Origin of the sequence: Acinetobacter sp. Q186-3 (assembly GCF_013420655.1) — a bacterium.
GTDB lineage: Bacteria > Pseudomonadota > Gammaproteobacteria > Pseudomonadales > Moraxellaceae > Acinetobacter > Acinetobacter indicus.
On the sequence record NZ_VOXS01000003.1, the window covers coordinates 88,629 to 111,056 of the forward strand.

Below are 22,428 nucleotides of genomic sequence, written 5' to 3' on the forward strand. Positions count from 1 at the left end.
CATTCAGGGCAAACTTCGCGTAAAATACTGCCCTCTATGAAAGGGGTTTGAAATGTATCGATGGTCGGTACAGGGATAATCCGTAAAAACTATAAGGTTGTATCATGGTAGTTATTCGTCTTACTCGCGGTGGTGCTAAAAAGCGTCCATTCTATCAAATCGTTGTAACTGATAGCCGCAATCCACGTGACGGTCGTTTCATCGAACGTATCGGTTTCTTCAACCCTACAGCGCAAGGTAAAGCAGAAAAACTTCGTTTAGATGCTGACCGTTTTGCTCACTGGGTAGCACAAGGTGCTCAACCTTCTGAACGTGTTGCTTCTTTAGCTGCTCAAGCGAAGAAAGCTGCAGCTGCTGCATAATTTTAAAGAATTAAGTAGTAGGTAGCCCATGACACCAACACAGAATGTACCCGAAGATCGTATTCAGATTGGACAGCTACGTTCAGCATATGGATTAAATGGGTGGCTCTGGGTCTATTCCAATACAGAACCTATGAGCAACATGTTTGACTACCTGCCTTGGTACATTGAGACCAAAGCAGGTTGGCAAACTGTCGATGTAAAACGTTGGAAACCACATGGCAAAGGCCTGGTTGTCAGCTTAAAAGGTGTGAGCGATCGCACTGCAGCAGACGGTCTGGTTGGTGCAAATATCTGGATTTCAAAATCGCAACTGCCTCAAGCGGGTGTGGATGAGTATTACTGGTCTGATTTAAAAGGTCTAACCGTGTTAGGTCTGGATGATGAGGAACAGGAAGTCAATCTCGGTCAAATCCACGAACTGTTTGAAACAGGCGCTAACGATGTGATGGTGGTTCGCGCAACTGCTGACAGCATTGATGGTGAAGAGCGTATGATTCCATGGCATAAAGATGTGGTACAACGCGTTGATCTCGAAGCGGGTCGTATTTACGTCAATTGGGGCGTAGATTACTAATATTTTTGGAAATACGGGAGTCTGCGATGTTTTTTGCAGTCATTACGCTTTTTCCTGAAATGTTTGAAGCGATTACACGTTTCGGTATTAGCGGGCGCGCAGCACAACGTGATTTGATGCAAATTCATTGTATCAATCCTCGCGATTATGCTGTGGGTAACTACAAACGGGTGGATGAACGTCCATTTGGTGGTGGTCCCGGTATGGTAATGATGGCTGAGCCACTGGCAAAAGCAATCCACCGTGCCAAAGAACTTGCTCATGAAGCAGGTGCGGTCAACGTACCCGTGGTGTATATGTCACCACAAGGTCAAACCTTAAATGAACCCGCTGTACAAGAATTTGTTCAATATGACGGATTAATTGTGCTGTGTGGCCGTTATGAAGGTGTCGATGAACGTTTAATCCAGAAATATGTCGATCAGGAATGGTCGATTGGAGATTACGTGTTATCGGGCGGTGAACTGCCTGCGATGGTGTTGTTGGACAGTATTATCCGGAGACTTCCGGGTGCAATGTCTGATGAGCAATCCCATGTGCAAGACTCATTTGTGGATGGTCTGTTAGACTGCCCGCAATATACAAAGCCTGACCATTTTGAAGGTTTGGATGTGCCTGAGGTACTTAAATCAGGTCATCATGCAAATATTGAAAAATGGCGCTTTTTGCAGCGTTATCAGCGCACACTTGAACGTCGACCTGAATTGGTTGAACAAGTCGAGCTGACGAAGCAGCAGAAAAAATGGCTAAAAGATTTGCCAGAACATAAAGCTTAATTTATGCTCTGCGCACAATGAAAAGCTTGATCTTTAGATTAAGTACTTAAATAGGCTCTTTATGCATTGAAGCGGTCAAGCATAAAGGGAAAGTCAATCGGGTCTATGCGCTTTAGCCTCTAGCCCCAGCGATGATTAGACCTCTTCTAACTCGCATATATTGGAGATACCCCATGAGCGGTAAGCATCCTTTAGTACAAGCTGTAGAAAATGCTCAGCTTAAACAAGATATCCCAGCTTTTGCACCAGGTGACACAGTAGTTGTTCAAGTAAAAGTAAAAGAAGGCGACCGTGAACGTCTACAAGCGTTCGAAGGCGTTGTAATCGCTAAGAAAAACCGTGGTTTGAACTCTGCGTTCACAGTACGTAAAATTTCTAGCGGTGTTGGTGTTGAGCGTGTATTCCAAACTCACTCTCCAATCGTTGCTAAAATCGAAGTGAAACGTCGTGGTGACGTTCGTCGTGCTAAACTTTACTACCTACGTGAACTTTCTGGTAAAGCTGCACGTATCCGTGAAAAGTTGCCAGCTCGTAAAGCGTAATTTTACGTTTTATCGAATTGAAAAAAATGCGCCTTTTGGCGCATTTTTTTATGTCTAAATTTTATAAACCTTGCAACTTGAGGCGGTTGGCGTGTTGACGGTAGGCATTGACAGGGTTTGGTGCAAAGATACCCGTGATACCAAACAATAAATTCACCTCATCTAAGTGATTCCATGGAAAATCATCTCGAATCGTTCTACCAAATTTCGCACTACATACGGAGACAATGCCATCATTTGCACTTGCTTTAGAAGCAGAGATCAAATCCAGTGCCTTCATCGCGGCATCACTGAAATCTAATGCATTGGTCATTTGTTTGTGCCCATTATTGAATATAGCGCAATGCCTTGATCGTTATATTTGCCTTCACCACAATGCTTTAAAGATAGCCCAAGCGTAAAACGTTGATTAAATTCAGCGGTGCCTTCAATAGAAGTGCTATGACCTGCAGCTAAAGCGTTATGCGGAAAAGCATGTGCATCCAAACCCTGTGCCCACATAATCACAGCGCCAAAACTACTAATCAGGGTATTTAGTAAATCAGAGGTACCAGTTTAACTGGCAAATTTCATCACATCCGATGCCACGATTGAGCCTTGATTGGCGCCACCGACTGTCATAACAGAAGCGACATGTTGTGGCATGACTCCTGCTGCATAGCGCACTGCATGGGCACTGTGGCTATGTCCAATTAAATTGAGTTTTTTAGCACCCATAATTGCCATGACTTCTTAGAGCTGTTCGACATATTGTTCGCCACGAACTTCTGATGAATTAAAAGGGGACATGCGGGCAGCAAAAGCGGTTGAACCATTACGTGCTAAATCAGGCAAAATTTGATACCAATAATCCATGCCCAAAACATCCATAGCAATGCGATTAAAGCCCATCATGCCATGTGCAAATACGAGGGGGTATTGCATTTTGGCATAGTTAGAGATCACGTTTTTACTTTGTGCTTTTTGTAAATTTGAAGCAGTACCGAATGAGCTAAAGAGTAGGGCAGCTATGGTGAAGTATATTGTTTTAATTTTCATGCAATATCCCAATCATGAATGCAAAGAAAAGCCCTGCAATGCAGGGCTTTAATGAGTTGAGCTTTATAGCCCTTGTAGTTTTAAACGATTCGCATGTTGACGATAAACATCCACAGGGTCTGGAGCAAACATGGCTTTTAAGCCAAAGACCATATTGACTTCGTCTAGGTGGTTCCAGTTGTAGTTATCACGAATGGTTTTACCGAATTTGGCACTGCAACGCGACACTAAGCCATCATTGTTTTTGCCACCATCAATCAGTAGTGCAGTCACTTTGAGCGCAGAGTCAGGATCTAGTAGATTCGTCACTTGACCTACGCCTGTGAACGAATAGTTATAAATGCCTTTTTCTTGATAGCTACCTTCACCACAACTCGTTGTTGGCATACCAATTGGGAATTTTTGGTTAAAGGCTGCGGAACCCGCAGCAGTTAAACTGCGTCCACCTTCAAGTGAATTGTGAGGGAAACTATTTGGATCTAAGCCTTGTGCCCATGTGATGGCTTTGGATACAAGGTTCACGCCACCTACCAATGGACCCTCAACAACAGTGCCTTCAGCTTTTAAAATTAAATCGGCAACGGGTGAGCCTTTATGTGGTGCACCGACAGAAGTTAAAGATGCAACTTTATTTGGGATGACACCTGCCACATAGCGAATCGTTGGTCCACCATGTGAATGGCCAATTAAGTTGACTTTCTGTGCGCCGGTAATCGCCAAAATTTCTTCCACTTGTTGTTTCAACTGTTCACCACGAACTTCTGAAGAGTTAAATGGCGAAACACGTGTTGCCCAAACATTGGCACCATTACGCGCTAAATCTGGCAGAATTTGATACCAATAATCTAAACCGAAAGGATCGCTACCAATTTGAATAAAACCTGCCATACCATGACCAAATACTATTGGATATTTGGTTTTGGCATACTGTGTCGATGCTTTGGCACTATATTGTTTGGCTTGCGTACTGTTGGCTTGAGCCGTCGTCATGGTCATGGCTGCGATACAAGCAGCAGTGATTAATCCATATTTCATTGTTGTTTCCTCTTGTTGTTTTAGGCAGTCCCAGCCTGATTTCAATCTAAACAATCCACGTAGGTTTATGGTTGAATATATGTAATGCTTGTTTATAAACCTTGTAATTTAAGACGGTTGGCATGTTGGCGATACAAGGCCACAGGATCTTGTGCAAAAGTGCCAATAATGCCGAAGAACTGATTCACTTCATCAAAATGATTATGTTGATAATCTTGACGGATAATTTGTCCATAGCGTCCGCTGCAAAGAGGCAATGCACCATCATTGGGGCTGCCTTTCAAGAAACTACCACCCAAGGTAACTACGGTGGATTCAATGACATCGACTGCATTGGTGACTTGGCGATTGCCCATCCATGAGTAATGATGAATCCCATTCGATGTGATTTTAGTCCCTTGGCTGTTGCAATCTTTCGGAATAGCACTCGAACCATACAGCGCATTAAAGCGTTGTATTTTTTCTGGATGCATTGCATCTAAAGCCGCGGTGATCTCAACAGGATATTGATTCTGAGTAAGAACATTCATGCTATGCCCGAGCAAACTACCAAAGCCATGTGCAAAGACAATGGGATACTTCGTTTTCGCATAGCTAGAGAGTACAAAAGATGCTTGATAGGCTTGTAATGCAGTGCTGGCTTTTGTGGATGAGATTGCACCCACCCCTAAAGCCAATGCCAAGAATGGAAATATTTTCATTGTTCATCCTGAGGCGAGCGCAATAAAAAAACAATGCCTTTATATCGCGTAATATAAAGGCATTTTGCTTATAAACCTTGTAGTTTTAAGCGGTTGGCATGTTGGCGATACATCGCGACAGGATCTGGTGCGAATAGACCTTTTAAGCCAAACATCATGTTGGCAAGATCGGTGTGATTAAGTTTGTAGTCATCTTTAATGACTTTACCAATGAAGGCGCTGCAACGTGCCACCATGCCGTCATTGTCTTTGCTGCCATACGACAATGGCCCAAGTTGCATTAAAATCGTATCAATGTCTAAGGCGTTGGTCGCTTGCGCCACACCTGTCCATGAATAGTAATAGATGCCTTTACTGTCACGTGGTTTTAGGTTTTTATTACAGTTTTCAGTCGCTGCTAAAACGCCATCTTTCACGGCATTTTGTGCAACCGTTGCATTAAAGGTTTTTGAACCTGTTTGTGTGAGGGACTTCATCGATGCATCAAAGTCAATTTCCAGTTCAGGTTTGAGCTGACCTAAGGCAATTAATGGTCCAATAATATAATCACCTAGAATATTAAATGCTGTACGGGTCAGCGTATTATTTTGGATGTCATCTGCAACTTTAGAGCCATGATAAGTTCCTGCAACCCCAGTGATTGAAGCAATTGCATTTGGTTTTACTTGTGCTGCATAAAGGACTGTAGGGCCGCCATGCGAGTGACCAATCAGATTCACTTTTGGCTGACCTGTGATTGCCATGACATCTTCAACTTGGGCAATGAGGGCTTCACCACGATGTGCAGTAGTATTGGCAGGTGAAAGCTGAGCTGCAAATACAGTAGAACCATTGCGTGCCATATCTGGCAGAATTTGATACCAATAATCTAAACCAATGGTATTGGTACCAATGCGTTCCCAACCGAGCCAGCCATGAACCATTAAAATTGGGTATTTGGTTTTCGCATAATTTGAAGTGACTTTTGCTGTTACTTGGCTTGCACTACCTGCTGCTTGAGTATGCATGCTGAGCCCAATCGCTAGAGTCGACAAAGCAAGTGCCTGTGTTGTTCTTATGAAGGTTTTCATAAACAATTCCTATGTTTTATATTCTTGTTTTCTAGCCGATGCTCATCCGCAAGGGCATGTTATTTAAGCCACTTATTACAAATAAAAAGTGCTTGTTTTTGGAGCAGTTATTTTTTCATGCTAGGGCTTAAAAACCATGTCATTTTGGGACAGTAACGAGCATTTCGATGAATGCTAAAATATTGTTTTATATACAAATGTATATAAATATTTAACGCTTTGATTTTTAATGAATTTGAAAAACTGCACTTGAATTGAGAAAAATTTGCATACAAAAAAGGGACAATTTATGTCCCTTTTTTAAAGTTATGAATTAATCTGCAAAGGGCAGTTTGCCTCCTTGATCATGTACTTGCTCAAACGTTTCAGCACGTAAGCGTTCTTCTGGTGATTTAAAGTGTTGTTGGCGTAGCTTTTGTACGGCTTGCTGTTTGGCTGCATCACTCATGCCGCTTTTCATAATACCATCTCGTTCCGTTAAGTAGTTATTAACACTAGACTTCCAGTTGGCACGTTCGCTATCTAGGTTTTCTAAACGTTGTGTAGCTTCAGGACCTACCAGATTCAGACGCATTTGGCGAATTTCTTCACTTGAACCACCACGGGCTTTAATGTCTGCAGTGAGTTTACGCAAATCATCCAATTTATTCAGTTGTTCTAGATTTTCTTGCCAATCTTCGGGTAGTTGTTCAAATAAATCTTTTAGCCGTTGTGCTTTTTCAGCTTCGCTCAATTTCTTGTCAGCAAGAACTTGCATGCGATCAAGTGTGTATTCGTGGTACGTATCTTCTGTGCCAAATAATCCTTCAATTTCATAATTAGAAAAGTATTTTTTGCGCAGATTTTGCGTATTGGTGTAAATGCTGCGGTAGTAAGCAGGGTCTTCTTGATCAATCCCTGTAGGTGGTGTCAGCTCCCCTAAAGCTTGGCGATAGTCGAGATAACGTGTCCATAAGTCTAAAATTTGTGATAGTGCTGGTTCTTGATGGTTTTGGCTAACATAGCCTTTAAAGTCTTGTTTGATTTGTTCTAAGGTCTTTTCACCAAACTGGGTAATAAAATATTCAAAACAGTTGCGGGTTTGTTCATTGACGATCAGGCGATTGCTGGCATCGAGCTGCATTTGACAGTTAATTTCAGTGTCTTGTTGGCTATGACTGGCATAGCTTGGCAAACCAGCTTGAAAATTAGCCTCGCTTGTACCGTGATGTGTAGCATTGTTTTGCTGTTCAGTGGAGCTGCTGGACTGTGTGCTTTGTGTTGGGCGTAACCAAAGAATTAGACTGACAATCACCACAATGATGATTGCCAAGAGCATCCATAATTTATTTTTTTGCATATCCTATGCACCTAAATGGGGTGATGTTATTCGTTATAATGAAAAAATATCTAGTTCTAAAAACGCAGCATCATGCGTGAATTTCAGTATAAAAAACATAGCCAAACAGGTCATTTTTATACTGCGTTAAAGTGCATGGTAACGACTGAATCTCAACAATAAAATAGATTTTTTGTACAAGATGAGGTCACAGCGAAGCGTCATTAATAGATTTCACTGTCACAAACGTTGTAAATACTTTCACAGGGTTTTACCATGGCGGCAATTTAAAATTTGGTCTGATTTTTATCATGAAAGCCTCTTCTCCTAAAATTCAGCGTCGTCATATTAGCGGTGTGTTTCTGTTAAATAAGCCCTTAGGGATTAGCTCGAATGCGGCATTACAAAAAGTCCGCTGGTTATTTCGTGCACAGAAAGCAGGGCATACAGGGGCTTTAGATCCGTTGGCATCTGGTTTACTTCCTGTGTGTTTAGGTGAAGCAACCAAGTTTTCACATTATTTATTAGACTCAGTAAAACGTTACCAAACAACTGTATTTTTAGGGCATAGCACCACGACGGGTGATGTTGAAGGTGAGGTATTACTGGAAAAAGCGGTACCTGAATTAAGCGAAGAGAAAATTTTAGCTGTACTGCAACAATTTACTGGTGATATTCAGCAGGTGCCACCGATGTATTCAGCGCTGAAAAAAGAAGGCCGTCCCTTATACGAGCTGGCCCGTAAAGGCATTGAAATTGAACGGGATGCGCGTCCCATCAGTATTTATGCGCTGGAGCTGCTAGGGTTTACTGACAATAGTATCACCCTGGATGTGACTTGTTCCAAAGGCACCTATATTCGTGTACTCGGTGAAGATATTGCCAAGGCGCTCGGCAGCTATGGGCATCTGACCTATTTGCACCGTATTCAGACCGGGCATTTTGATCTGATCCCAAGCTACACCCTGGATTATCTGGAAAGCCTGAGCGAAGCCGAGCGTGAAGCGCTGTTGCTGCCGGTTTATGCCCCGATTGAGCATTTTCCACAGGTACAGGTGCCAGAAGGCCGGGCCGAATATTTTTGTCGCGGCATGGAAAGTAATATTGACCATGCGGCGGCAACTCAGGTATTGGTATTTGAGGGCGAGAAATGTTTAGGGCTGGCGGAAATTACCGATAAAAAACGTCTGGTACCAAAACGGGTCTTGAATCTCTAATTTTCATCTGCACTGAGGCCACAGGATTGCCCCGATATGGATATTGAAATCGTCATCAGCCTCGTGATTTTTGCCTTCTGTGCCGGTGCAATTGATGCCGCGGTTGGTGGTGGCGGCCTGATCCAGATTCCGGCGATTATGGGCGCAATGCCGCAACTGGCGCCGGCCACGGTGTTTGGCACCAACAAACTGGCTTCCATTTGTGGCACTGCTTCGGCGGCCTTTTCTTTTTTACGCAAAGTGCAGCTGTCCTGGAAATTGCTGGGCGTGATCGGGCTATGTGCCTTTCTCAGCTCTTTCGTTGGCGCAGCCTGCGTGTCAATGATTCCGACCGATATTTTGCGGCCCTTTGTGCTGCTGATGCTGATCGTGATTGCCATCTACACCTTCATGAAAAAGCAGTTTGGCCAGCTGCATGTGCAGCAGACTTTAAACCGCAAAATGTTGCTCCTGGCGGCGTTGGGCAGTGTGCTGATTGGTTTTTATGATGGTATTTTTGGCCCCGGCACGGGCAGCTTTTTTATTTTCTATTTTATTCGTTATTTACAGGTCGATTTTTTGCATGCCTCGGCCTTGTCGAAAATTGCCAATTTTATGACCAATCTGGCAGCGCTGAGTTTCTTTATTCCCACGGGTCATGTGCTGTTTATGGTCGGGGCGATGATGGCACTGGCTAATATTACCGGTTCTCTGGTCGGGGTACGTCTGGCCTTTAAATATGGCAGCGGCTTTATCCGGATTGTATTTCTGGTCCTGGTTAGTGTGCTGATTATACGCATGGCCTATCAGATGTTCTGGTTGTAAATCATTCTCATTATTAAAATTTCCCATACAAATTGCTGCAGGAACCGTCGCACGGGCTTGGCGTATAGTGAATGCTTAGCCTGACCTGTCTGCTTAACAATAATGATGCAACCCGTTGTCGGGTGTTTAAATTTTGGCATTTGAAAGGGTAATAACAACATGAATATTTTTGAAGCACTGCGTGAAAGCCATGAAATACAGCGTGATCTGGCCGAGCGTTTAATCCAGACCTCGGGGGATACACCAGAACGCCGCGAGCTGTTTGATCAACTGAAAAATGAATTATTCGCCCATGCTGTGGCCGAAGACCGTTATTTTTATATTCCACTAATGATGACCGATTCCGGGCTGAACATTACCCGGCATGCGCTGGCAGAACATCATGAAATGGATGAGCTGCTGGAAAAACTGACCGAAACCGAATTTAGCAATCCGGGCTGGCTGGCGATTGCCAAGCAGCTGTCTGAAAAAGTACATCATCATTTGCAGGAAGAAGAACATGGCTTTTTCCAGCAGGCCGGGAAAATTTTGGAAGAGCGCCAGAAAACCGAGCTGGCCAAACAGTATTTAAATGAATACGGCAAATATAAAGCCATTCAAAAAGACAGTCTGGTCTAAATTCAGGACTTAAAAAAGATGGCTCTCTTGGCCATCTTTTTTTATTCATCTTGTTTGATCTTTCTTTTTGCTTAAGGGCTGATGGTTTTTTTGCGGCTGGCTCTTAGAGTCACGCCCACGGAGGCCAGCATCACACAGAACAGCGCGACCCATTGCAACAGGCTGATCTGTTCACCGAGTAACACCAGGCCGGTTAGCGCGGCCAGTGCCGGCGATAAACTGGACAGGGTACCATAGCTGAGCTTGCTTAAATGCTGCAAGGCTTTCAGATCCAGTGCATACGGAATGGCGGTGGCCAAAATGGCAATGGCGATGGCTTTGCCCCAGTATTGGGTATCGACCAGGGCCGCGGCATTGTGATACAGACCAATGGGTAACAGGGTCAGCGCAGCCAGACTAATGGCAATGGTGAGGGCATGCATGCCAATATTCTGCTGCACCACGCGCTGCCCGAAATAAATATAGAGGGCCCAGCAAAAACCGGCACCCAGCGCACAGAGGGCACCAAAGACTGAAAAATTGTCACTGTTGGCCTGTCCCCAAGGCACCATCAGCGCAATTCCCAAAATGGCTAAAAGCACCCAGATATAATCACTACGCTGTTTAATCGAGAGCAGGGCCAGTCCCAGTGGGCCAATAAATTCCAGACCAACCGCAATCCCTTGCGGCAATTTGCCCAGTGACATATAGAACAGCACATTCATCAGACACAGGGCCGCGCTATAGCAGAGCAGATCACGCCATTTTAAAAAGGACAGCCGGGAAATAATCTTCCAGGAACGGAACATCAGGCAGATAATAATGGCGGCAAAGCACAACCGTAAAATGGTCACGGTAAGCGGATCGAGCACCTCAAACAGTTGTTTGGCAAAGGAGGCACTAATCTGGTACGAAGTCATGGACAGCACCATGAACAGTACCGACAGCAGTTGAGCATTTTGCATAAGCGCACCACCAACACCGGAAGGTGTCAGCATATTGGGGAGATGCTGCTGATTATAGCAATTTGCTTAAATTTTGATGAGTAGCCGGTCAAAATAAATTCCAGCACTACACAGCAGGAGGCTCAGTCTGGCCAGATCCACTCTACTTAACTGGACTGCTGTTTACGCTGCTGTACGGTATAGGTACAGCCAATAGAGGCGGCAATAATGGTGCTTAAGGCCAGCCATTGATTCCAAAGTAACTGTTCGCCCAAAAAGACAAAACCGGAGAGCGCGGCAATGGCCGGTTCCATGCTCATCAGTGTACCGAAACTGAGTGCGGTCAGGTTGCGAAGTGCAATCATTTCCAGACTAAAGGGCAAGGCGCTGGCCAGAACTGCCAAGGCAATAAAATAGATGAAATTGCCCGGTTCAAATACGCTAACAGGCAGGCCATCCCATAAGGCAATGGGTAATAAAATCAGGGTACCGACTAGCATACCCAGACAGACCGTATGATTCCCGGATACACCCGATGGTTTCTGTCCGGCCACAATATATAAGGCCCAGCAGGCACCGGCGCATAAGGCAAACAACACGCCCAGACCATCGAGCGGCTGCGCGGTCTGATCAAAAGGAAACAACAGCACCAGCCCAACAATGGCGAGGCCGACCCAAATAAAGTCGAATTTGCGCCGGGCATAAAACAGCGCCACGCTTAATGGCCCGATAAACTCAAACGATACCGCAATCCCCAGCGGCAGGCGGTCAATCGCCAGATAAAACAGCATGTTCATGCCGGCCAGTGCTGCGCCGTAGCTGAAAATCGCTGGCCAGCGTATGGCTTTGGGCTGAATGTTCCAGAGCTGAAAAATCAGCATCAGCACCAGCGCGCTCAGCAGCAGCCGCATGGCAGAAACGGTCAGAATCGGGAACTGATCAAACAGCAGTTTGGCCATCGAGCCGCTGCTTTGCAGGCTGAGCATGGCAATCAGCAACAACAGCACAGCGCGGAGATGCGGCGCATTTTGAAGTATCGACATAACTGGAATGGGCTGGTTGGGAGAGTAGGGCGATCATCAACAGATCAATAGCCGCTAGCATAGCATGAACAGATGACGCTTCCATGTCGTGACTGCGTAAGCGGTCAGCAGGTAAAACAAGACTCATGCACGATTTCAAAAGAACATGAAATAAGGATTGCGTATTGTTTTTAAAGCGGGAAATAAAAAACCACAGCACAAGGGCTGTGGTTTTGGGTGTTACTGTCTAATTGAAATTAGAACAGAACACGTACACGGATAGTGCCTTCAACATCATGCAGCATATCCAGTGCTTCTTGAGATGCAGTTGCATCCACATCCATCACCAGATAACCGACATCACCTTTGGTCATTAAAGATTGACCCGAAATGTTGATGCCTTGCTCAGCAAACAGGTTGTTGATTTTAGACAATACGCCTGGAATGTTTTTATGAATGTGCAGTAAACGGTGTTTACCTTCAGTCAATGGTAAGGCAATTTCAGGGAAGTTCACTGCAGACAGGGTCATACCCTTGTCAGAATAAGCCACAAATTTCTCAGCCACTTCCAGACCAATGTTGGCTTGCGCTTCCATGGTTGAACCGCCCACGTGTGGAGTCAGGATCACATTGTCCAGACCGCGCAGTGGAGAAACGAATTCTTCACCATTGGCTTTCGGCTCTTTCGGGAATACGTCAACCGCAGCACCAGCTAGATGACCTGATTTAATTGCATCTGCCAGATCTTCAATAATGACACAGGTACCACGTGCCGCATTCAGGAAGATCGCGCCTTCTTTCATTTGTGCAAACTGTTCTTTGCCCATAAAGTTACGGGTTGATGGAACGTCTGGCACGTGTAGCGATACCACGTCTGCATTGGCCAGCAATTCAGCCAAAGAACCGACCTGGCGCGCATTACCCATTGGCAGTTTGGTCACTGCATCATAATAGATCACATGCATACCCAGGCTTTCAGCAAGCACAGACAGTTGCGAACCAATTGAACCGTAACCCACAATACCTAAAGTCTTACCGCGTGTTTCAAAAGAACCCGCTGCAGATTTTTCCCAGCCACCGCGGTGACATGATGCCGATTTGGCTGGTACGCCACGAAGCAGCAGAATCAGTTCAGCAAGGACCAGTTCCGCAACAGAACGGGTATTTGAATATGGTGCGTTAAATACTGGAATACCACGTACCATGGCTGCATTTAAATCGACTTGGTTGGTTCCGATACAGAAACAGCCAACCGCGATCAGCTTGTTCGCAGCTTCAAAGATTTCTTCAGTTAATTGCGTACGTGAACGAATACCAATGAAGTGTGCATCTTTGACCGCTTCTTTCAGCGCTTCACCCTCAAGCGCAGTTTTACGGTAGTCGATGTTGGTATATCCGGCAGCATTTAACGTGTCGATGGCATTTTGGTGAACGCCCTCTAACAACAGGAAACGAATTTTATCTTTAGGTAGTGAAAGATGTTGGCTCATTACGGCTCCGCTACAAAGGCCAAATTTAGTGGCAGTATCATATCATAGGAGCGGGCAGGAGATACATTCCATTTATGGCTGATCGGTCTGCTATTTCTATAGAAAATATAAACGCAGGATTCATTTTTGGTTGAATTAACTCTGTATTTTCAAAGATATATTATCAAAATGATGGTTTTTCTCAGGTTTTACAGAAAAATCGCTTATAATAGCCCCAGACGGCAAAAACCAGCCTCAGGCTGTTGGTTTCTTGCCCGTTTTTTATCTTTTACTGTGCTTTGGCATGACTTTAAAATGTACAGCGCCAGTCCGGATAAATCTCTTCTTGTTTAATTCTTGCCAGGTCTGCAAACGATGAATGCTCCAGTCGCTTTAACCCCAGAGTTATTGACCCAATTGACTGCAATTGTAGGTGAAAACCGTATTAAAACTGATGCGGACAGCCTCCAGAATTGGGGTCGAGATCATACCAAGCACTTTGATCCAAACCCATCCGTCATCGTTTTTCCATCGAGCACTGAGCAGGTGCAAGCGATTGTGAAACTTGCCAATCAGTTCAATGTCGCAGTGACCCCATCGGGCGGTCGTACCGGTCTTTCTGCGGGTGCGGTAGCGGCCAATGGTGAAATCGTGGTCAGCATGGACAAGATGAACCAGATTCTGGAATTCTTCCCGGCAGACCGCATGGTACGGGTACAGGCCGGTGTGGTGACTGAACAGCTGCAAAACTATGCCGAAGAGCAGGGCATGTATTACCCGGTCGATTTTGCCTCTGCCGGTTCATCACAAATTGGCGGTAATATTGGTACCAATGCCGGCGGCATTAAAGTCATTAAATACGGCATGACCCGTAACTGGGTGCTGGGCTTAACCGTGGTGACCGGTAAAGGTGATGTGCTGCGTTTAAACAAAGGCATGATCAAAAACGCCACCGGTTATGCACTGCAACACTTATTCATTGGTGGTGAAGGGACTTTAGGCCTAGTCACTGAAGCGGAAATCAAGCTGGAGCGTCAACCGCAAGACCTGCAAGTGATGGTGCTGGGTGTACCGGATTTTGATGCAGTCATGCCTGTGCTGCACGCTTTCCAGGCCAAAATTGATTTAACTGCGTTCGAGTTCTTTGGTGAACTGGCAATGCAGAAAGTACTGGCCAATGGTCATGTACAGCGTCCGTTTGAAACCGAATGTCCATTCTATGTATTGCTTGAATTTGAAGCGCCGTTTGAACCGATTATGGACAAGGCGATGGAAATTTTTGAGCACTGTATGGAACAGGGCTGGGTGCTGGACGGCGTACTCAGCCAAAGCCTGGATCAGGTCGAAAGCTTATGGCGTTTACGTGAAGATATTTCGGAATCGATTGCGCCGTTTATTCCATACAAAAACGATATTTCAGTGCTGATTACCCACGTGCCGGCATTCATTAAAGAAATTGATGCGATTGTGGCCGAGAACTATCCGGACTTTGAAATCTGCTGGTTCGGTCATATTGGTGACGGTAACCTGCACCTGAACATCCTGAAACCTGCCGATTTAAGCAAAGATGAATTCTTTGCCAAATGTCAGGTGGTGAACAAGTATGTGTTTGATACCGTGAAAAAATATGACGGTTCAATTTCTGCAGAGCACGGTGTTGGCATGACCAAAAAGCCATATCTGGAATACTCGCGTTCTGCTGAAGAAATCGAATATATGAAAGCCTTGAAACAGGTCTTTGACCCGAATGGGATTATGAACCCGGGTAAATTATTCGACCTGTAATCAGGCCAATAGAACGAAAAAGCGCATCTCCGGATGCGCTTTTTTTATGGCACTTATCATGTGCAATCTCGTTCAAATTACATTCTGTGCATAGTGTTAAGCGCAAAAAGCCGGCATCATTTTTACAGTGTTGAATCAGTTTGGATAGAGTTATGTTTCGTTTCGCTGCAATGGCAGGACTGGCGATTGCTGTTACAGGATGTGCCACCACCCAGAATATTGTGTCTAAAGTGACACCGTCTGCCGAAACACCGTTGGCACAGGTGTTAAAAGAGCGTCCGGATTTACGTAAACAGCTGGCGACAGTCGAGCTGCGTCAATTCTTTAATAATGTCGAATCACCGACTGCGGCCCAGGTTAAAGTGACTGAAACCGGTTTAATGGATGATTCGGTACGCTCGATTCGCACCATTTACAGTTTTAAACTGGTCGATGGCGACTGGGAAAAAGTGAAAACTGAAAAGAGCTATCAATGTCTGCGCGGCAAAAATACCAAGACTTTCCAGAAGGCTGTATGTCCTTAATCCGCTTGAGTCTTTCAATGATTTTGATTGAAAAGCGTAGCTAAACCCTGCGCTTTTCTGTTTTTAAAACCGGGGATTTATACTGGTTTCGTTCAGCTGCTTTAGCTAAGTGTTGCTGCCGGAAGTTCAGCATTTCCCCATCAGAAAAGTCACAGATTTTAAAAATAAACTCTGCTACACTGCGCCCATTGTTATGATTGCAGCCTGCTAATCTTGCAGGCTTTTGAGCGCTATGCAAACCACTCCAACTACAACGCTCTCCCGCGCCACCTTAATGTTTCCGCTGGCTTTGGTGCTGTTCGAATTTTCCGTCTATATCGGCAATGATCTGGTACAGCCGGCCATGCTCGCCATTACTCAGGATTTTGGCGTCAGCAGTTCCTGGGCAGCCTCCTCGATGTCGTTTTATCTGCTCGGCGGTGCCTGTGTCGCGGCCATTTTAGGCCCTTTGTCAGACCGTTTAGGCCGTAAAAAAGTCTTGCTGGGCGGGGTGCTATTCTTTGTGGTGACCTGCCTGCTGATTTTATTGACCCAGAACATCGAAAGCTTTTTATTGCTGCGCTTTTTGCAGGGCTTTGGCCTGTCGGTAATTACCGCAGTGGGCTATGCCGCCATTCAGGAAAGTTTTGCCGAACGCGATGCAATTAAAGTCATGGCACTCATGGCCAATGTATCGCTGCTGGCGCCGCTACTGGGGCCAGTGTTGGGTGCGTTTATGATCGAGCATGTGTCCTGGCATTGGGGCTTTATTGGGATTGCAGCTTTGGCGGCTTTGAGCTGGCTCGGACTGAAAGCCAAAATGCCGGAGCAGCAGCTCAGTATTCCGAAACAGCCGATTGGCTATATCTGGGATGATTTTAAACAGGTACTGAAAAACCGCCGTTTTCTGACCATGACCTTTGCCTTGCCGCTCTTAAGCATGCCGCTGATGTTATGGATTGCCTTGTCGCCGGTGATGCTGGTGGAGCAGCTCAATCTGAGCAGTCTGCAATATGGTCTGGCCCAATTTCCGGTCTTGGGCGGGCTGATTGCCGGGAATTTATTGCTGCTGAAAATCATTGACCGTTTTGCTTTGGGACAGACTGTGCTGATAGGCTTGCCACTCATGTTGGTCGGTACCTTGCTGTTAATTCTTGGTCTGCTCATACCAGACTATTTAATCTGGTGTCTGATTCTGGGTATGACTTTAATCAGCTTTGGTGAGGGCATCAGTTTTTCAATTATTTACCGTTTTGCCCTGATGTCGTCCGAGGTATCGAAAGGGACCGTGGCCGCAACCGCTTCTGTGCTGATGATGCTGAGCTTTTTTGTGGTGATTGAACTGGTGCGCATGCTCTACAGTCATTTTGAGCTGTGGGCTTATAGCCTGTCCTGTTTTGCCTTAATCGCCTTGTGGTTTGCCTATCCGCGGCTGAGTCTGAAACAGATTATGCGCGAACGTGCCGAAAGCGGTCAGTTTTAAGCGGGCTGATCATCTGGCATTTATCAATAGGATAATGTGGTTAAAAGGCCAAAAAACAAAGGCATCCAGCAGATAGTAATCTGGTGAATGCCTGATTGATCGATGAGTCTGGAGTTACACTTCGACCTGCGGCTGTGCCATTTTCTTCAGTTTGGCATCAAAAATAAACGGGCCAAACGGTAAAATTGAAGCAATCACGCCCATTAAAAACACCTGAATTGACCATTTCTGTTTTTCACAGACCACGAACAGCACCACCAGAAAGGCAATAAACAGCACACCGTGGCCCATGCCGACGTATTTCACCAGAATTGGGTTACCCCATATATATTTCAGTGGCATGGCAATAAACAGCAAGGCCAGAAAAGATAAACCTTCTAAAAAACCCACCACGCGCAAGCTTTGGATGTTCATACTCTGCAATTTCCCCATAGATCTAGTTGCAGTGTAGCGAATATTGGCGCAGAGGGCCATGCTTTTTAGTGCACGGCCCGGTTTTAAGTTTTTGTTTTTTAATATAAATCAGACTGTAGGACTTGGTTTTTGCTAAGCTGTTGATGTTGAAATAAAAGCCTGATAATTAATCTTGTAACCTCAGATTGCTATTTAATCTAGGCATAGAAAAAGGCACTCATCGCTATGGATAAGTGCCTTAAAAATCAGAAAACTGTGGATAAGTCGGGATTTATCCGCATCAAGGTTTAGATCACGCCACAGGCAATCCGGTCACCACCACCGCCTAACGGTTTTGGCGTATCGGCATAGTTATCGCCACCGGCATGAATCATGAGCGCCAGACCTTGTACATCCTGTAATTTCAGACGCGGCGCCAGTAGGGTGACACGTGCCGTGCCATTGGCTGCCACATTCAGGACCGGTAAATCACCGAGATGGCCGCTTAATGGATTGCCGTGGTTGGGTGCCTGATTCGGATTAAAGTGGCCACCTGCGGCTAGCGCAGCCTGCATTTTACCGTCTTTTTCTGCTGGGGCGCAGGAACCGTTTTCATGAATATGGAAACCATGTGGACCCGGTGGTAACTGGGTCAGATTGGTACGGATGACCAGACCCGCAGCACTATCGGTCAGTTGAACTTCACCGAGCTGGGCGCCAATGCCTTGGGCAGAGACCGCATTAACGGCAACGTTTTTACTGGCACCAATCATAGTATCGGGTGTGGTGGTACAGCCGACTCCGATCAGCGCGGTAAACGCACATAAAGCACCAAGTTTAAAAAGTGGGGTCATGGTTTGCATCCTGTCTTATTCGAATATGTGGCTTCATTCAAACAAGGCTCAGGAGGCAACACAATGCTGTTTGCGTACAGGCGTGTATAAGTTTCTTAATGAAATTTAGCCTTTTGGTGCAGCCGGTCCCTGATCATCGGGCAGGTCATAGGCCATGGTGGTTTTTGGCATCATCATAGCTTCGGCTTCATTGGTTTCATGCAGCCATTCACGCCAGATTGCCAGCAAGACCGCCAGAATCACCGGACCAATAAACAGGCCAATCAGGCCAAAGCTGGCAATGCCGCCCAGAACCCCGAACATGATCAGCAGGAATGGAATCTGGGTGGCGCCAGAAATCACCAGCGGGCGAATTACGTTATCTGCGGTACTAACCACACACACGCCCCAGGCCATCACCCCAATTGCTTCAATGGTTTGCCCCTGCGAGAACAGCCACAGTGCCACCGAGCCATAGGCCAGCGGTGGGCCAAACGGAATCAGGGCAAACAGGAAAGTGACAATGGTCAATACCATCGGGTTTGGCACCCCGGCCACAAAGTAGCTGACCCCGGCCAAAAGTGCCTGGGCAATTGCAGTCAAGCCAACCCCGTAAACCACCGCACGGGTGGTTTCAGAAATGGTATCTAAATAATGGTGTACACGTGGTCCGATCACCATTTCCAGCGCTTTACTGACCTGATTTAAAATGGTCTGGCCATCGCGATAGAAGAAGAATAGCGACAGCATGGCAAAGCCGAGTTTAATTAAATTGCGGCTAATTTCACTGAGCAGGAAACGGCCATAATTCAGATGACCCTGAATCCAGACTGAAATCGAATTAATGATGCTGTTCGGATCTTCATTAATTTCACGTAAGGAACGGCTAATTTCTTTACCGACAAAGGGCAGATCACGGATAAAGTCCGGTACATTCAAATGTCCGGAAAAGACCTGTTTCTGTAATTCGTAATACAGGTTGCGCCCTTCGTGCTGCAAGATAAAAATCGCAAAGGTCAACGGAATACCGACTACCAGTGTCACCAGAATCATCATAATTGTGGCACTTAAGGTCGGCCGTGGACCGCACATACGCTGTACCGACTGATACAGCGGCCAAGTCATATAGGCAATAATAGTGGCCCAAACTACAGGAACAATAAAGTATTTGAGGACATGAAAGCTCAAAAAAATCAGGACAAAAAATAGTCCAAATAGCAAGACTTTTTGTAAAGTGGGCGCGTATTGTTGCACTGAGTTCACTGGCTCATTCCTAAGGTCTTGAAGCATATTAACTGAAAACCCAGCGCTCGCAAATGAACGCTGCGTAAGTTCTGTTAAATATTGAAGCGGGAGTGGAAAGGCAAAAGCCGTTTAATCGCTTAAGCGCTTAGAACCATTGGGCCGGATCATCAATAATTGCATTCAGGACAGGCTGCCACTGATTTTGAATGGTCAGGTAATTTTTCTGGGTTTTATCAAATACGCTTAAACCCTGCATCGCCAGTTGACCATAGGCAGCACGTTCAGAAATCCAGGCCACCGGTTCCTGTTCAATTTTTTCAAAGAAATCACGAATTTCTTTGGAGCTGGCACTGTTGGCCTTGACCCGGTTGGCTAGCAGTAAAATCTGAACCTTGCCTTTACGAATCCGTTTAATTTCCTGCAAATGCTTTAAAAAGCGGCGGGTTGAATCAATATCGAAGAAGGAGGGCTGCAGCGGGGTAATAATCGCATGTGCTTCACTAATCAGCTGCTCGGCCTGATCACCAGATAATGCCCCCGGCGCATCAATAATCAGGTATTCGATATTTTTAGGCGCATCACCGACCGATTTTTCATGACGCCAGTCCAGACTCTGAATGGGAGCGGCGCTTTCTGGACGCTGTTTTAACCATTGTCGTGCAGATTTCTGGTTATCGGCATCGGCCAGGGCGACTTTATATCCTTTTTGGGCTAAGGCGGAAGCTAAACTGATGGCGGTAATGGTTTTTCCACATCCACCTTTTTGATTGGCGACTAAGATTGTTTTCATGACCCTACTAAAGATTTTATTCTGCTCATCCCTAGCATATCATTGTTTGATGTGCTGGAGATGACCGTTGACAAAAGTCATAGCGCTGCTTGCAAATTTTAAAAAATCAGGAAAACCCCATGTCGATATGGATGGCAATGCTTATAGGCGCTGCAATAGGAGTGGTGCTGACCACCATCATTTTAAGTCATAGCCGCAATGGCCGGATTAAGGCCGAATATGAACAGTATATTGCCGAGCTGGAGCTGGAACATCAGCAGGCACTGGCGCAGGCCCAAAAGCGCAGCGTCAATACCAGCCGCGCGGTGCTCAAAGGGAAAATGGCCGAGCAGATGGCACCGATTATGCCGCAATTTGAATACTTGCCCAGCGATGCCAAATTTCTGGGCGATCCGGTCGATTATATCGTATTTGATGGCTATACCGACTTTCGGGATGGCGATGGTCGGGCTGAGGATATTCAGGTGGTGTTAATTGATATTAAAAGTGGCGGCGCACGTCTGACCAAAGGCCAGCAGGCCATTGCCGAAGCCATTCAGCAGGGGCGACTGCGCTTTGAAACCATCCGTATTGATTTCGAGGATTAACCTTTTTTGATAACTGAACTTTCTCGTGAATAAAATACTGCTCAGCCTGACGGGACTGGCTCTGATGATCTGGCTGTGGTCGGAATATTTTCGTGCCATCCCACATCTACAGCAGTCGGGGGTGTTAAAGAACTTTGCGCTGGAAACTGAAGGGGATTTTTCCGGGCAGTATCAGGTCGTGGCAAAACGCTACTACAGTCCGGACCGGCGGGTGATTCATCCGGCTGCACCGGTGGTGGGACATTTTAATGATCTGGCCTATGTCAGCAATATTGATCTGCTGCTGGCCAAAGACGGGTTTAGTTCATCAGAACAGGCCAAAACAGTTGATTTTGAACAGACCCAGCGCTGCTATCAGTTTCAGTTGGCGTCCACTAGCCCGCTTGCAGCACAACAGGTGATTGCCAACACGCTCAATATCAGCGCCATTGCTGCCAGCGAACAGATTGCTCAGCGCCTGCGCCGTGTTAAAGCCGGGCAGCGTATAGTGCTGCGCGGCGAGTGGGTCAAGGTGCGTTCAGTCAGCACGGGGCAGTATTTTCAGATCAACCATTACCCGCTACCAGCGAACAATTGCCGGATAGTACGGGTGCAGCAGCTTCAAGTACTGGATTAACCGCGTTTAAGCCGGTTTACGCACACGGGCCAGCAGCATCCGCTGGCCAATTTTCGGAATACCGGCCGCATCTATCTCGTATTTTTCCTGAAATTCAAAACCGGCCTGCTGTAACAGCAGCGCCAGATCGCGGTTGAGATGACAGCCATCCGCCAGCCGTTTTTGTAGCGGCGTGAGTAGATGCTGCAAGCGTTGAATATATAAATTTTCAGGATGCAGCACATGCTCGACCAGATGCAGGCAGCCGCCCGGTTTCAGTACCCGATAGATTTCGGCCAGACACGGTTCAATCTGTTGCACGCTGCATAAGGTCCAGGTTGATACTACATGCTCCAGACGATTATCGGCAAAATCCAGCTGCTCAGCTTTGCCAGCCAGATGCTCCACCAGAATGGCACTGTCACGAATTCGTGTTTCGGCCAGCTGGAAAATCTCCAGGTTTGGCTCCAGCGCATAGACCACATCGACATTTTGGTAAAAGGGTAAATTCAGCCCGGTGCCAAAGCCAATCTCCAGTACCTCACCCTCAATTGGCAGCAGCAATTCACGGCGTAAATCCATCAGGCTCGGCGTCTGCATCACCTGATTTAGCAGGTGTGGGAAAATATGCTGTTGATAGAATTTATAAAGCATTGAAAATCACATATTTTTATTTAATCTATGTTTATTTTAACTGAGCCGCGCAGGCAAAGACAAAAATGAGACCAAAGGTAACTATTTT

24 protein-coding genes and 1 pseudogene are annotated in these 22,428 nt (G+C 45.9%); 12 read left to right on the forward strand and 13 right to left on the reverse strand.

Annotation, left to right across the window (positions count from 1 at the left end):
• The first annotated feature begins 104 nt into the window (after window positions 1-104).
• From rpsP to rplS, 4 genes are all read left to right on the forward strand, one after another.
• Window positions 105-362: a 30S ribosomal protein S16 gene (gene rpsP / locus FTT64_RS03690; RefSeq protein ID WP_004809941.1), complete on the forward strand. Its 258-nt coding sequence runs from the start codon at window positions 105-107 to the stop codon at window positions 360-362.
• Between the two features lie 28 nt (window positions 363-390).
• On the forward strand, window positions 391-939 hold the full coding sequence (gene rimM, locus FTT64_RS03695; RefSeq protein WP_075167879.1) for a ribosome maturation factor RimM: 549 nt from the start codon (window positions 391-393) through the stop codon (window positions 937-939).
• A gap of 26 nt (window positions 940-965) precedes the next feature.
• Complete coding sequence (gene trmD / locus FTT64_RS03700; protein WP_180182062.1) at window positions 966-1,715, forward strand: tRNA (guanosine(37)-N1)-methyltransferase TrmD; 750 nt, start codon at window positions 966-968, stop codon at window positions 1,713-1,715.
• Between the two features lie 173 nt (window positions 1,716-1,888).
• Entirely contained in the window at window positions 1,889-2,257 is a 369-nt protein-coding gene (gene rplS / locus FTT64_RS03705) for a 50S ribosomal protein L19 (RefSeq protein WP_104500703.1), read from the forward strand.
• Between the two features lie 61 nt (window positions 2,258-2,318).
• Here the strand turns inward: rplS and FTT64_RS14400 are convergent.
• From FTT64_RS14400 to FTT64_RS03735, 5 genes and pseudogenes are all read right to left on the reverse strand, one after another.
• Window positions 2,319-3,295 (reverse strand): annotated as a pseudogene (locus FTT64_RS14400) (esterase/lipase family protein).
• Between the two features lie 63 nt (window positions 3,296-3,358).
• A complete protein-coding gene (locus FTT64_RS03720; RefSeq protein WP_180182060.1) occupies window positions 3,359-4,330 on the reverse strand; it encodes a triacylglycerol lipase in 972 nt (323 codons plus the stop codon).
• A gap of 92 nt (window positions 4,331-4,422) precedes the next feature.
• Window positions 4,423-5,031, reverse strand: a complete 609-nt coding sequence (locus tag FTT64_RS03725; RefSeq protein WP_227554602.1) for a hypothetical protein — start codon at window positions 5,029-5,031, stop codon at window positions 4,423-4,425.
• A gap of 68 nt (window positions 5,032-5,099) precedes the next feature.
• Window positions 5,100-6,101, reverse strand: a complete 1,002-nt coding sequence (locus FTT64_RS03730) for a triacylglycerol lipase (RefSeq protein WP_160240921.1) — start codon at window positions 6,099-6,101, stop codon at window positions 5,100-5,102.
• A gap of 313 nt (window positions 6,102-6,414) precedes the next feature.
• On the reverse strand, window positions 6,415-7,440 hold the full coding sequence (locus FTT64_RS03735) for a lipase secretion chaperone (RefSeq protein WP_104505666.1): 1,026 nt from the start codon (window positions 7,438-7,440) through the stop codon (window positions 6,415-6,417).
• Between the two features lie 290 nt (window positions 7,441-7,730).
• Here FTT64_RS03735 and truB point away from each other — a divergent pair, with 290 nt between their 5' ends.
• From truB to FTT64_RS03750, 3 genes are all read left to right on the forward strand, one after another.
• Window positions 7,731-8,636, forward strand: a complete 906-nt coding sequence (gene truB / locus FTT64_RS03740; RefSeq protein WP_104505665.1) for a tRNA pseudouridine(55) synthase TruB — start codon at window positions 7,731-7,733, stop codon at window positions 8,634-8,636.
• 36 nt (window positions 8,637-8,672) lie between these two features.
• On the forward strand, window positions 8,673-9,440 hold the full coding sequence (locus FTT64_RS03745) for a TSUP family transporter (protein WP_104483938.1): 768 nt from the start codon (window positions 8,673-8,675) through the stop codon (window positions 9,438-9,440).
• 159 nt (window positions 9,441-9,599) lie between these two features.
• Window positions 9,600-10,058 carry a hemerythrin domain-containing protein gene (locus FTT64_RS03750; RefSeq protein ID WP_075168265.1) on the forward strand — a complete coding sequence of 153 codons (459 nt, stop codon included), beginning with the start codon at window positions 9,600-9,602 and terminating at the stop codon, window positions 10,056-10,058.
• 71 nt (window positions 10,059-10,129) lie between these two features.
• Here the strand turns inward: FTT64_RS03750 and FTT64_RS03755 are convergent, their stop codons facing one another.
• The 3 genes from FTT64_RS03755 to serA all read right to left on the reverse strand — a co-directional run bounded on the left by FTT64_RS03755 (window position 10,130) and on the right by serA (window position 13,493).
• The gene (locus FTT64_RS03755) at window positions 10,130-11,002 is read right to left on the reverse strand and encodes a DMT family transporter (protein WP_104505691.1); all 873 of its coding nucleotides are present in this window, start codon (window positions 11,000-11,002) and stop codon (window positions 10,130-10,132) included.
• 146 nt (window positions 11,003-11,148) lie between these two features.
• Window positions 11,149-12,024, reverse strand: a complete 876-nt coding sequence (locus FTT64_RS03760) for a DMT family transporter (RefSeq protein ID WP_180182059.1) — start codon at window positions 12,022-12,024, stop codon at window positions 11,149-11,151.
• Window positions 12,025-12,260: 236 nt separating this feature from the next.
• Window positions 12,261-13,493, reverse strand: coding sequence for a phosphoglycerate dehydrogenase (serA, locus tag FTT64_RS03765; RefSeq protein WP_005180397.1), 1,233 nt, complete (start codon window positions 13,491-13,493; stop codon window positions 12,261-12,263).
• 354 nt (window positions 13,494-13,847) lie between these two features.
• Here serA and FTT64_RS03770 point away from each other — a divergent pair, with 354 nt between their 5' ends.
• From FTT64_RS03770 to FTT64_RS03780, 3 genes are all read left to right on the forward strand, one after another.
• On the forward strand, window positions 13,848-15,257 hold the full coding sequence (locus FTT64_RS03770; protein ID WP_045795292.1) for an FAD-binding oxidoreductase: 1,410 nt from the start codon (window positions 13,848-13,850) through the stop codon (window positions 15,255-15,257).
• A gap of 152 nt (window positions 15,258-15,409) precedes the next feature.
• Complete coding sequence (locus tag FTT64_RS03775) at window positions 15,410-15,781, forward strand: hypothetical protein (RefSeq protein WP_005180395.1); 372 nt, start codon at window positions 15,410-15,412, stop codon at window positions 15,779-15,781.
• 232 nt (window positions 15,782-16,013) lie between these two features.
• Window positions 16,014-17,243: an MFS transporter gene (locus FTT64_RS03780; RefSeq protein ID WP_160232294.1), complete on the forward strand. Its 1,230-nt coding sequence runs from the start codon at window positions 16,014-16,016 to the stop codon at window positions 17,241-17,243.
• Window positions 17,244-17,357: 114 nt separating this feature from the next.
• Here FTT64_RS03780 and FTT64_RS03785 read toward each other — a convergent pair whose 3' ends face one another.
• The 4 genes from FTT64_RS03785 to FTT64_RS03800 form a co-directional block, all read right to left on the reverse strand.
• On the reverse strand, window positions 17,358-17,657 hold the full coding sequence (locus FTT64_RS03785) for a DUF3817 domain-containing protein (RefSeq protein WP_045795347.1): 300 nt from the start codon (window positions 17,655-17,657) through the stop codon (window positions 17,358-17,360).
• Between the two features lie 287 nt (window positions 17,658-17,944).
• Window positions 17,945-18,490, reverse strand: a complete 546-nt coding sequence (gene sodC, locus FTT64_RS03790) for a superoxide dismutase family protein (RefSeq protein ID WP_104505661.1) — start codon at window positions 18,488-18,490, stop codon at window positions 17,945-17,947.
• 105 nt (window positions 18,491-18,595) lie between these two features.
• Window positions 18,596-19,723 carry an AI-2E family transporter gene (locus FTT64_RS03795; protein ID WP_162182848.1) on the reverse strand — a complete coding sequence of 376 codons (1,128 nt, stop codon included), beginning with the start codon at window positions 19,721-19,723 and terminating at the stop codon, window positions 18,596-18,598.
• A 136-nt stretch (window positions 19,724-19,859) separates the two neighbouring features.
• Window positions 19,860-20,504: a ParA family protein gene (locus FTT64_RS03800; RefSeq protein WP_005180385.1), complete on the reverse strand. Its 645-nt coding sequence runs from the start codon at window positions 20,502-20,504 to the stop codon at window positions 19,860-19,862.
• Between the two features lie 119 nt (window positions 20,505-20,623).
• On the opposite strand from FTT64_RS03800, the gene FTT64_RS03805 reads away from it, so the two are divergent.
• Both FTT64_RS03805 and FTT64_RS03810 read left to right on the forward strand, forming a co-directional pair.
• Window positions 20,624-21,091 (forward strand): Holliday junction resolvase-like protein, encoded by a 468-nt coding sequence (locus FTT64_RS03805; RefSeq protein WP_005180383.1) that lies wholly within the window; start codon window positions 20,624-20,626, stop codon window positions 21,089-21,091.
• A 25-nt stretch (window positions 21,092-21,116) separates the two neighbouring features.
• The gene (locus FTT64_RS03810; protein WP_227554603.1) at window positions 21,117-21,707 is read left to right on the forward strand and encodes a hypothetical protein; all 591 of its coding nucleotides are present in this window, start codon (window positions 21,117-21,119) and stop codon (window positions 21,705-21,707) included.
• Between the two features lie 6 nt (window positions 21,708-21,713).
• On the opposite strand, the gene FTT64_RS03815 is transcribed toward FTT64_RS03810, so the two are convergent.
• Window positions 21,714-22,340, reverse strand: a complete 627-nt coding sequence (locus tag FTT64_RS03815; protein ID WP_104500568.1) for a class I SAM-dependent methyltransferase — start codon at window positions 22,338-22,340, stop codon at window positions 21,714-21,716.
• Between the last annotated feature and the right edge of the window lie 88 nt (window positions 22,341-22,428).

Coding starts and splice junctions, on each gene's coding strand:
- FTT64_RS03805 (WP_005180383.1), top strand. CDS start 20,624: ATGTCGATATGGATGGCAATGCTTATAGGCGCTGCAATAGGAGTGGTG.
- FTT64_RS03760 (WP_180182059.1), bottom strand. CDS start 12,024: ATGTCGATACTTCAAAATGCGCCGCATCTCCGCGCTGTGCTGTTGTTG.
- FTT64_RS03735 (WP_104505666.1), bottom strand. CDS start 7,440: ATGCAAAAAAATAAATTATGGATGCTCTTGGCAATCATCATTGTGGTG.
- rimM (WP_075167879.1), top strand. CDS start 391: ATGACACCAACACAGAATGTACCCGAAGATCGTATTCAGATTGGACAG.
- serA (WP_005180397.1), bottom strand. CDS start 13,493: ATGAGCCAACATCTTTCACTACCTAAAGATAAAATTCGTTTCCTGTTG.
- FTT64_RS03800 (WP_005180385.1), bottom strand. CDS start 20,504: ATGAAAACAATCTTAGTCGCCAATCAAAAAGGTGGATGTGGAAAAACC.
- trmD (WP_180182062.1), top strand. CDS start 966: ATGTTTTTTGCAGTCATTACGCTTTTTCCTGAAATGTTTGAAGCGATT.
- truB (WP_104505665.1), top strand. CDS start 7,731: ATGAAAGCCTCTTCTCCTAAAATTCAGCGTCGTCATATTAGCGGTGTG.
- rpsP (WP_004809941.1), top strand. CDS start 105: ATGGTAGTTATTCGTCTTACTCGCGGTGGTGCTAAAAAGCGTCCATTC.
- FTT64_RS03750 (WP_075168265.1), top strand. CDS start 9,600: ATGAATATTTTTGAAGCACTGCGTGAAAGCCATGAAATACAGCGTGAT.
- FTT64_RS03745 (WP_104483938.1), top strand. CDS start 8,673: ATGGATATTGAAATCGTCATCAGCCTCGTGATTTTTGCCTTCTGTGCC.
- sodC (WP_104505661.1), bottom strand. CDS start 18,490: ATGACCCCACTTTTTAAACTTGGTGCTTTATGTGCGTTTACCGCGCTG.
- rplS (WP_104500703.1), top strand. CDS start 1,889: ATGAGCGGTAAGCATCCTTTAGTACAAGCTGTAGAAAATGCTCAGCTT.
- FTT64_RS03730 (WP_160240921.1), bottom strand. CDS start 6,101: ATGAAAACCTTCATAAGAACAACACAGGCACTTGCTTTGTCGACTCTA.
- FTT64_RS03725 (WP_227554602.1), bottom strand. CDS start 5,031: ATGAAAATATTTCCATTCTTGGCATTGGCTTTAGGGGTGGGTGCAATC.
- FTT64_RS03785 (WP_045795347.1), bottom strand. CDS start 17,657: ATGAACATCCAAAGCTTGCGCGTGGTGGGTTTTTTAGAAGGTTTATCT.
- FTT64_RS03755 (WP_104505691.1), bottom strand. CDS start 11,002: ATGCAAAATGCTCAACTGCTGTCGGTACTGTTCATGGTGCTGTCCATG.
- FTT64_RS03815 (WP_104500568.1), bottom strand. CDS start 22,340: ATGCTTTATAAATTCTATCAACAGCATATTTTCCCACACCTGCTAAAT.
- FTT64_RS03770 (WP_045795292.1), top strand. CDS start 13,848: ATGAATGCTCCAGTCGCTTTAACCCCAGAGTTATTGACCCAATTGACT.
- FTT64_RS03780 (WP_160232294.1), top strand. CDS start 16,014: ATGCAAACCACTCCAACTACAACGCTCTCCCGCGCCACCTTAATGTTT.
- FTT64_RS03720 (WP_180182060.1), bottom strand. CDS start 4,330: ATGAAATATGGATTAATCACTGCTGCTTGTATCGCAGCCATGACCATG.
- FTT64_RS03775 (WP_005180395.1), top strand. CDS start 15,410: ATGTTTCGTTTCGCTGCAATGGCAGGACTGGCGATTGCTGTTACAGGA.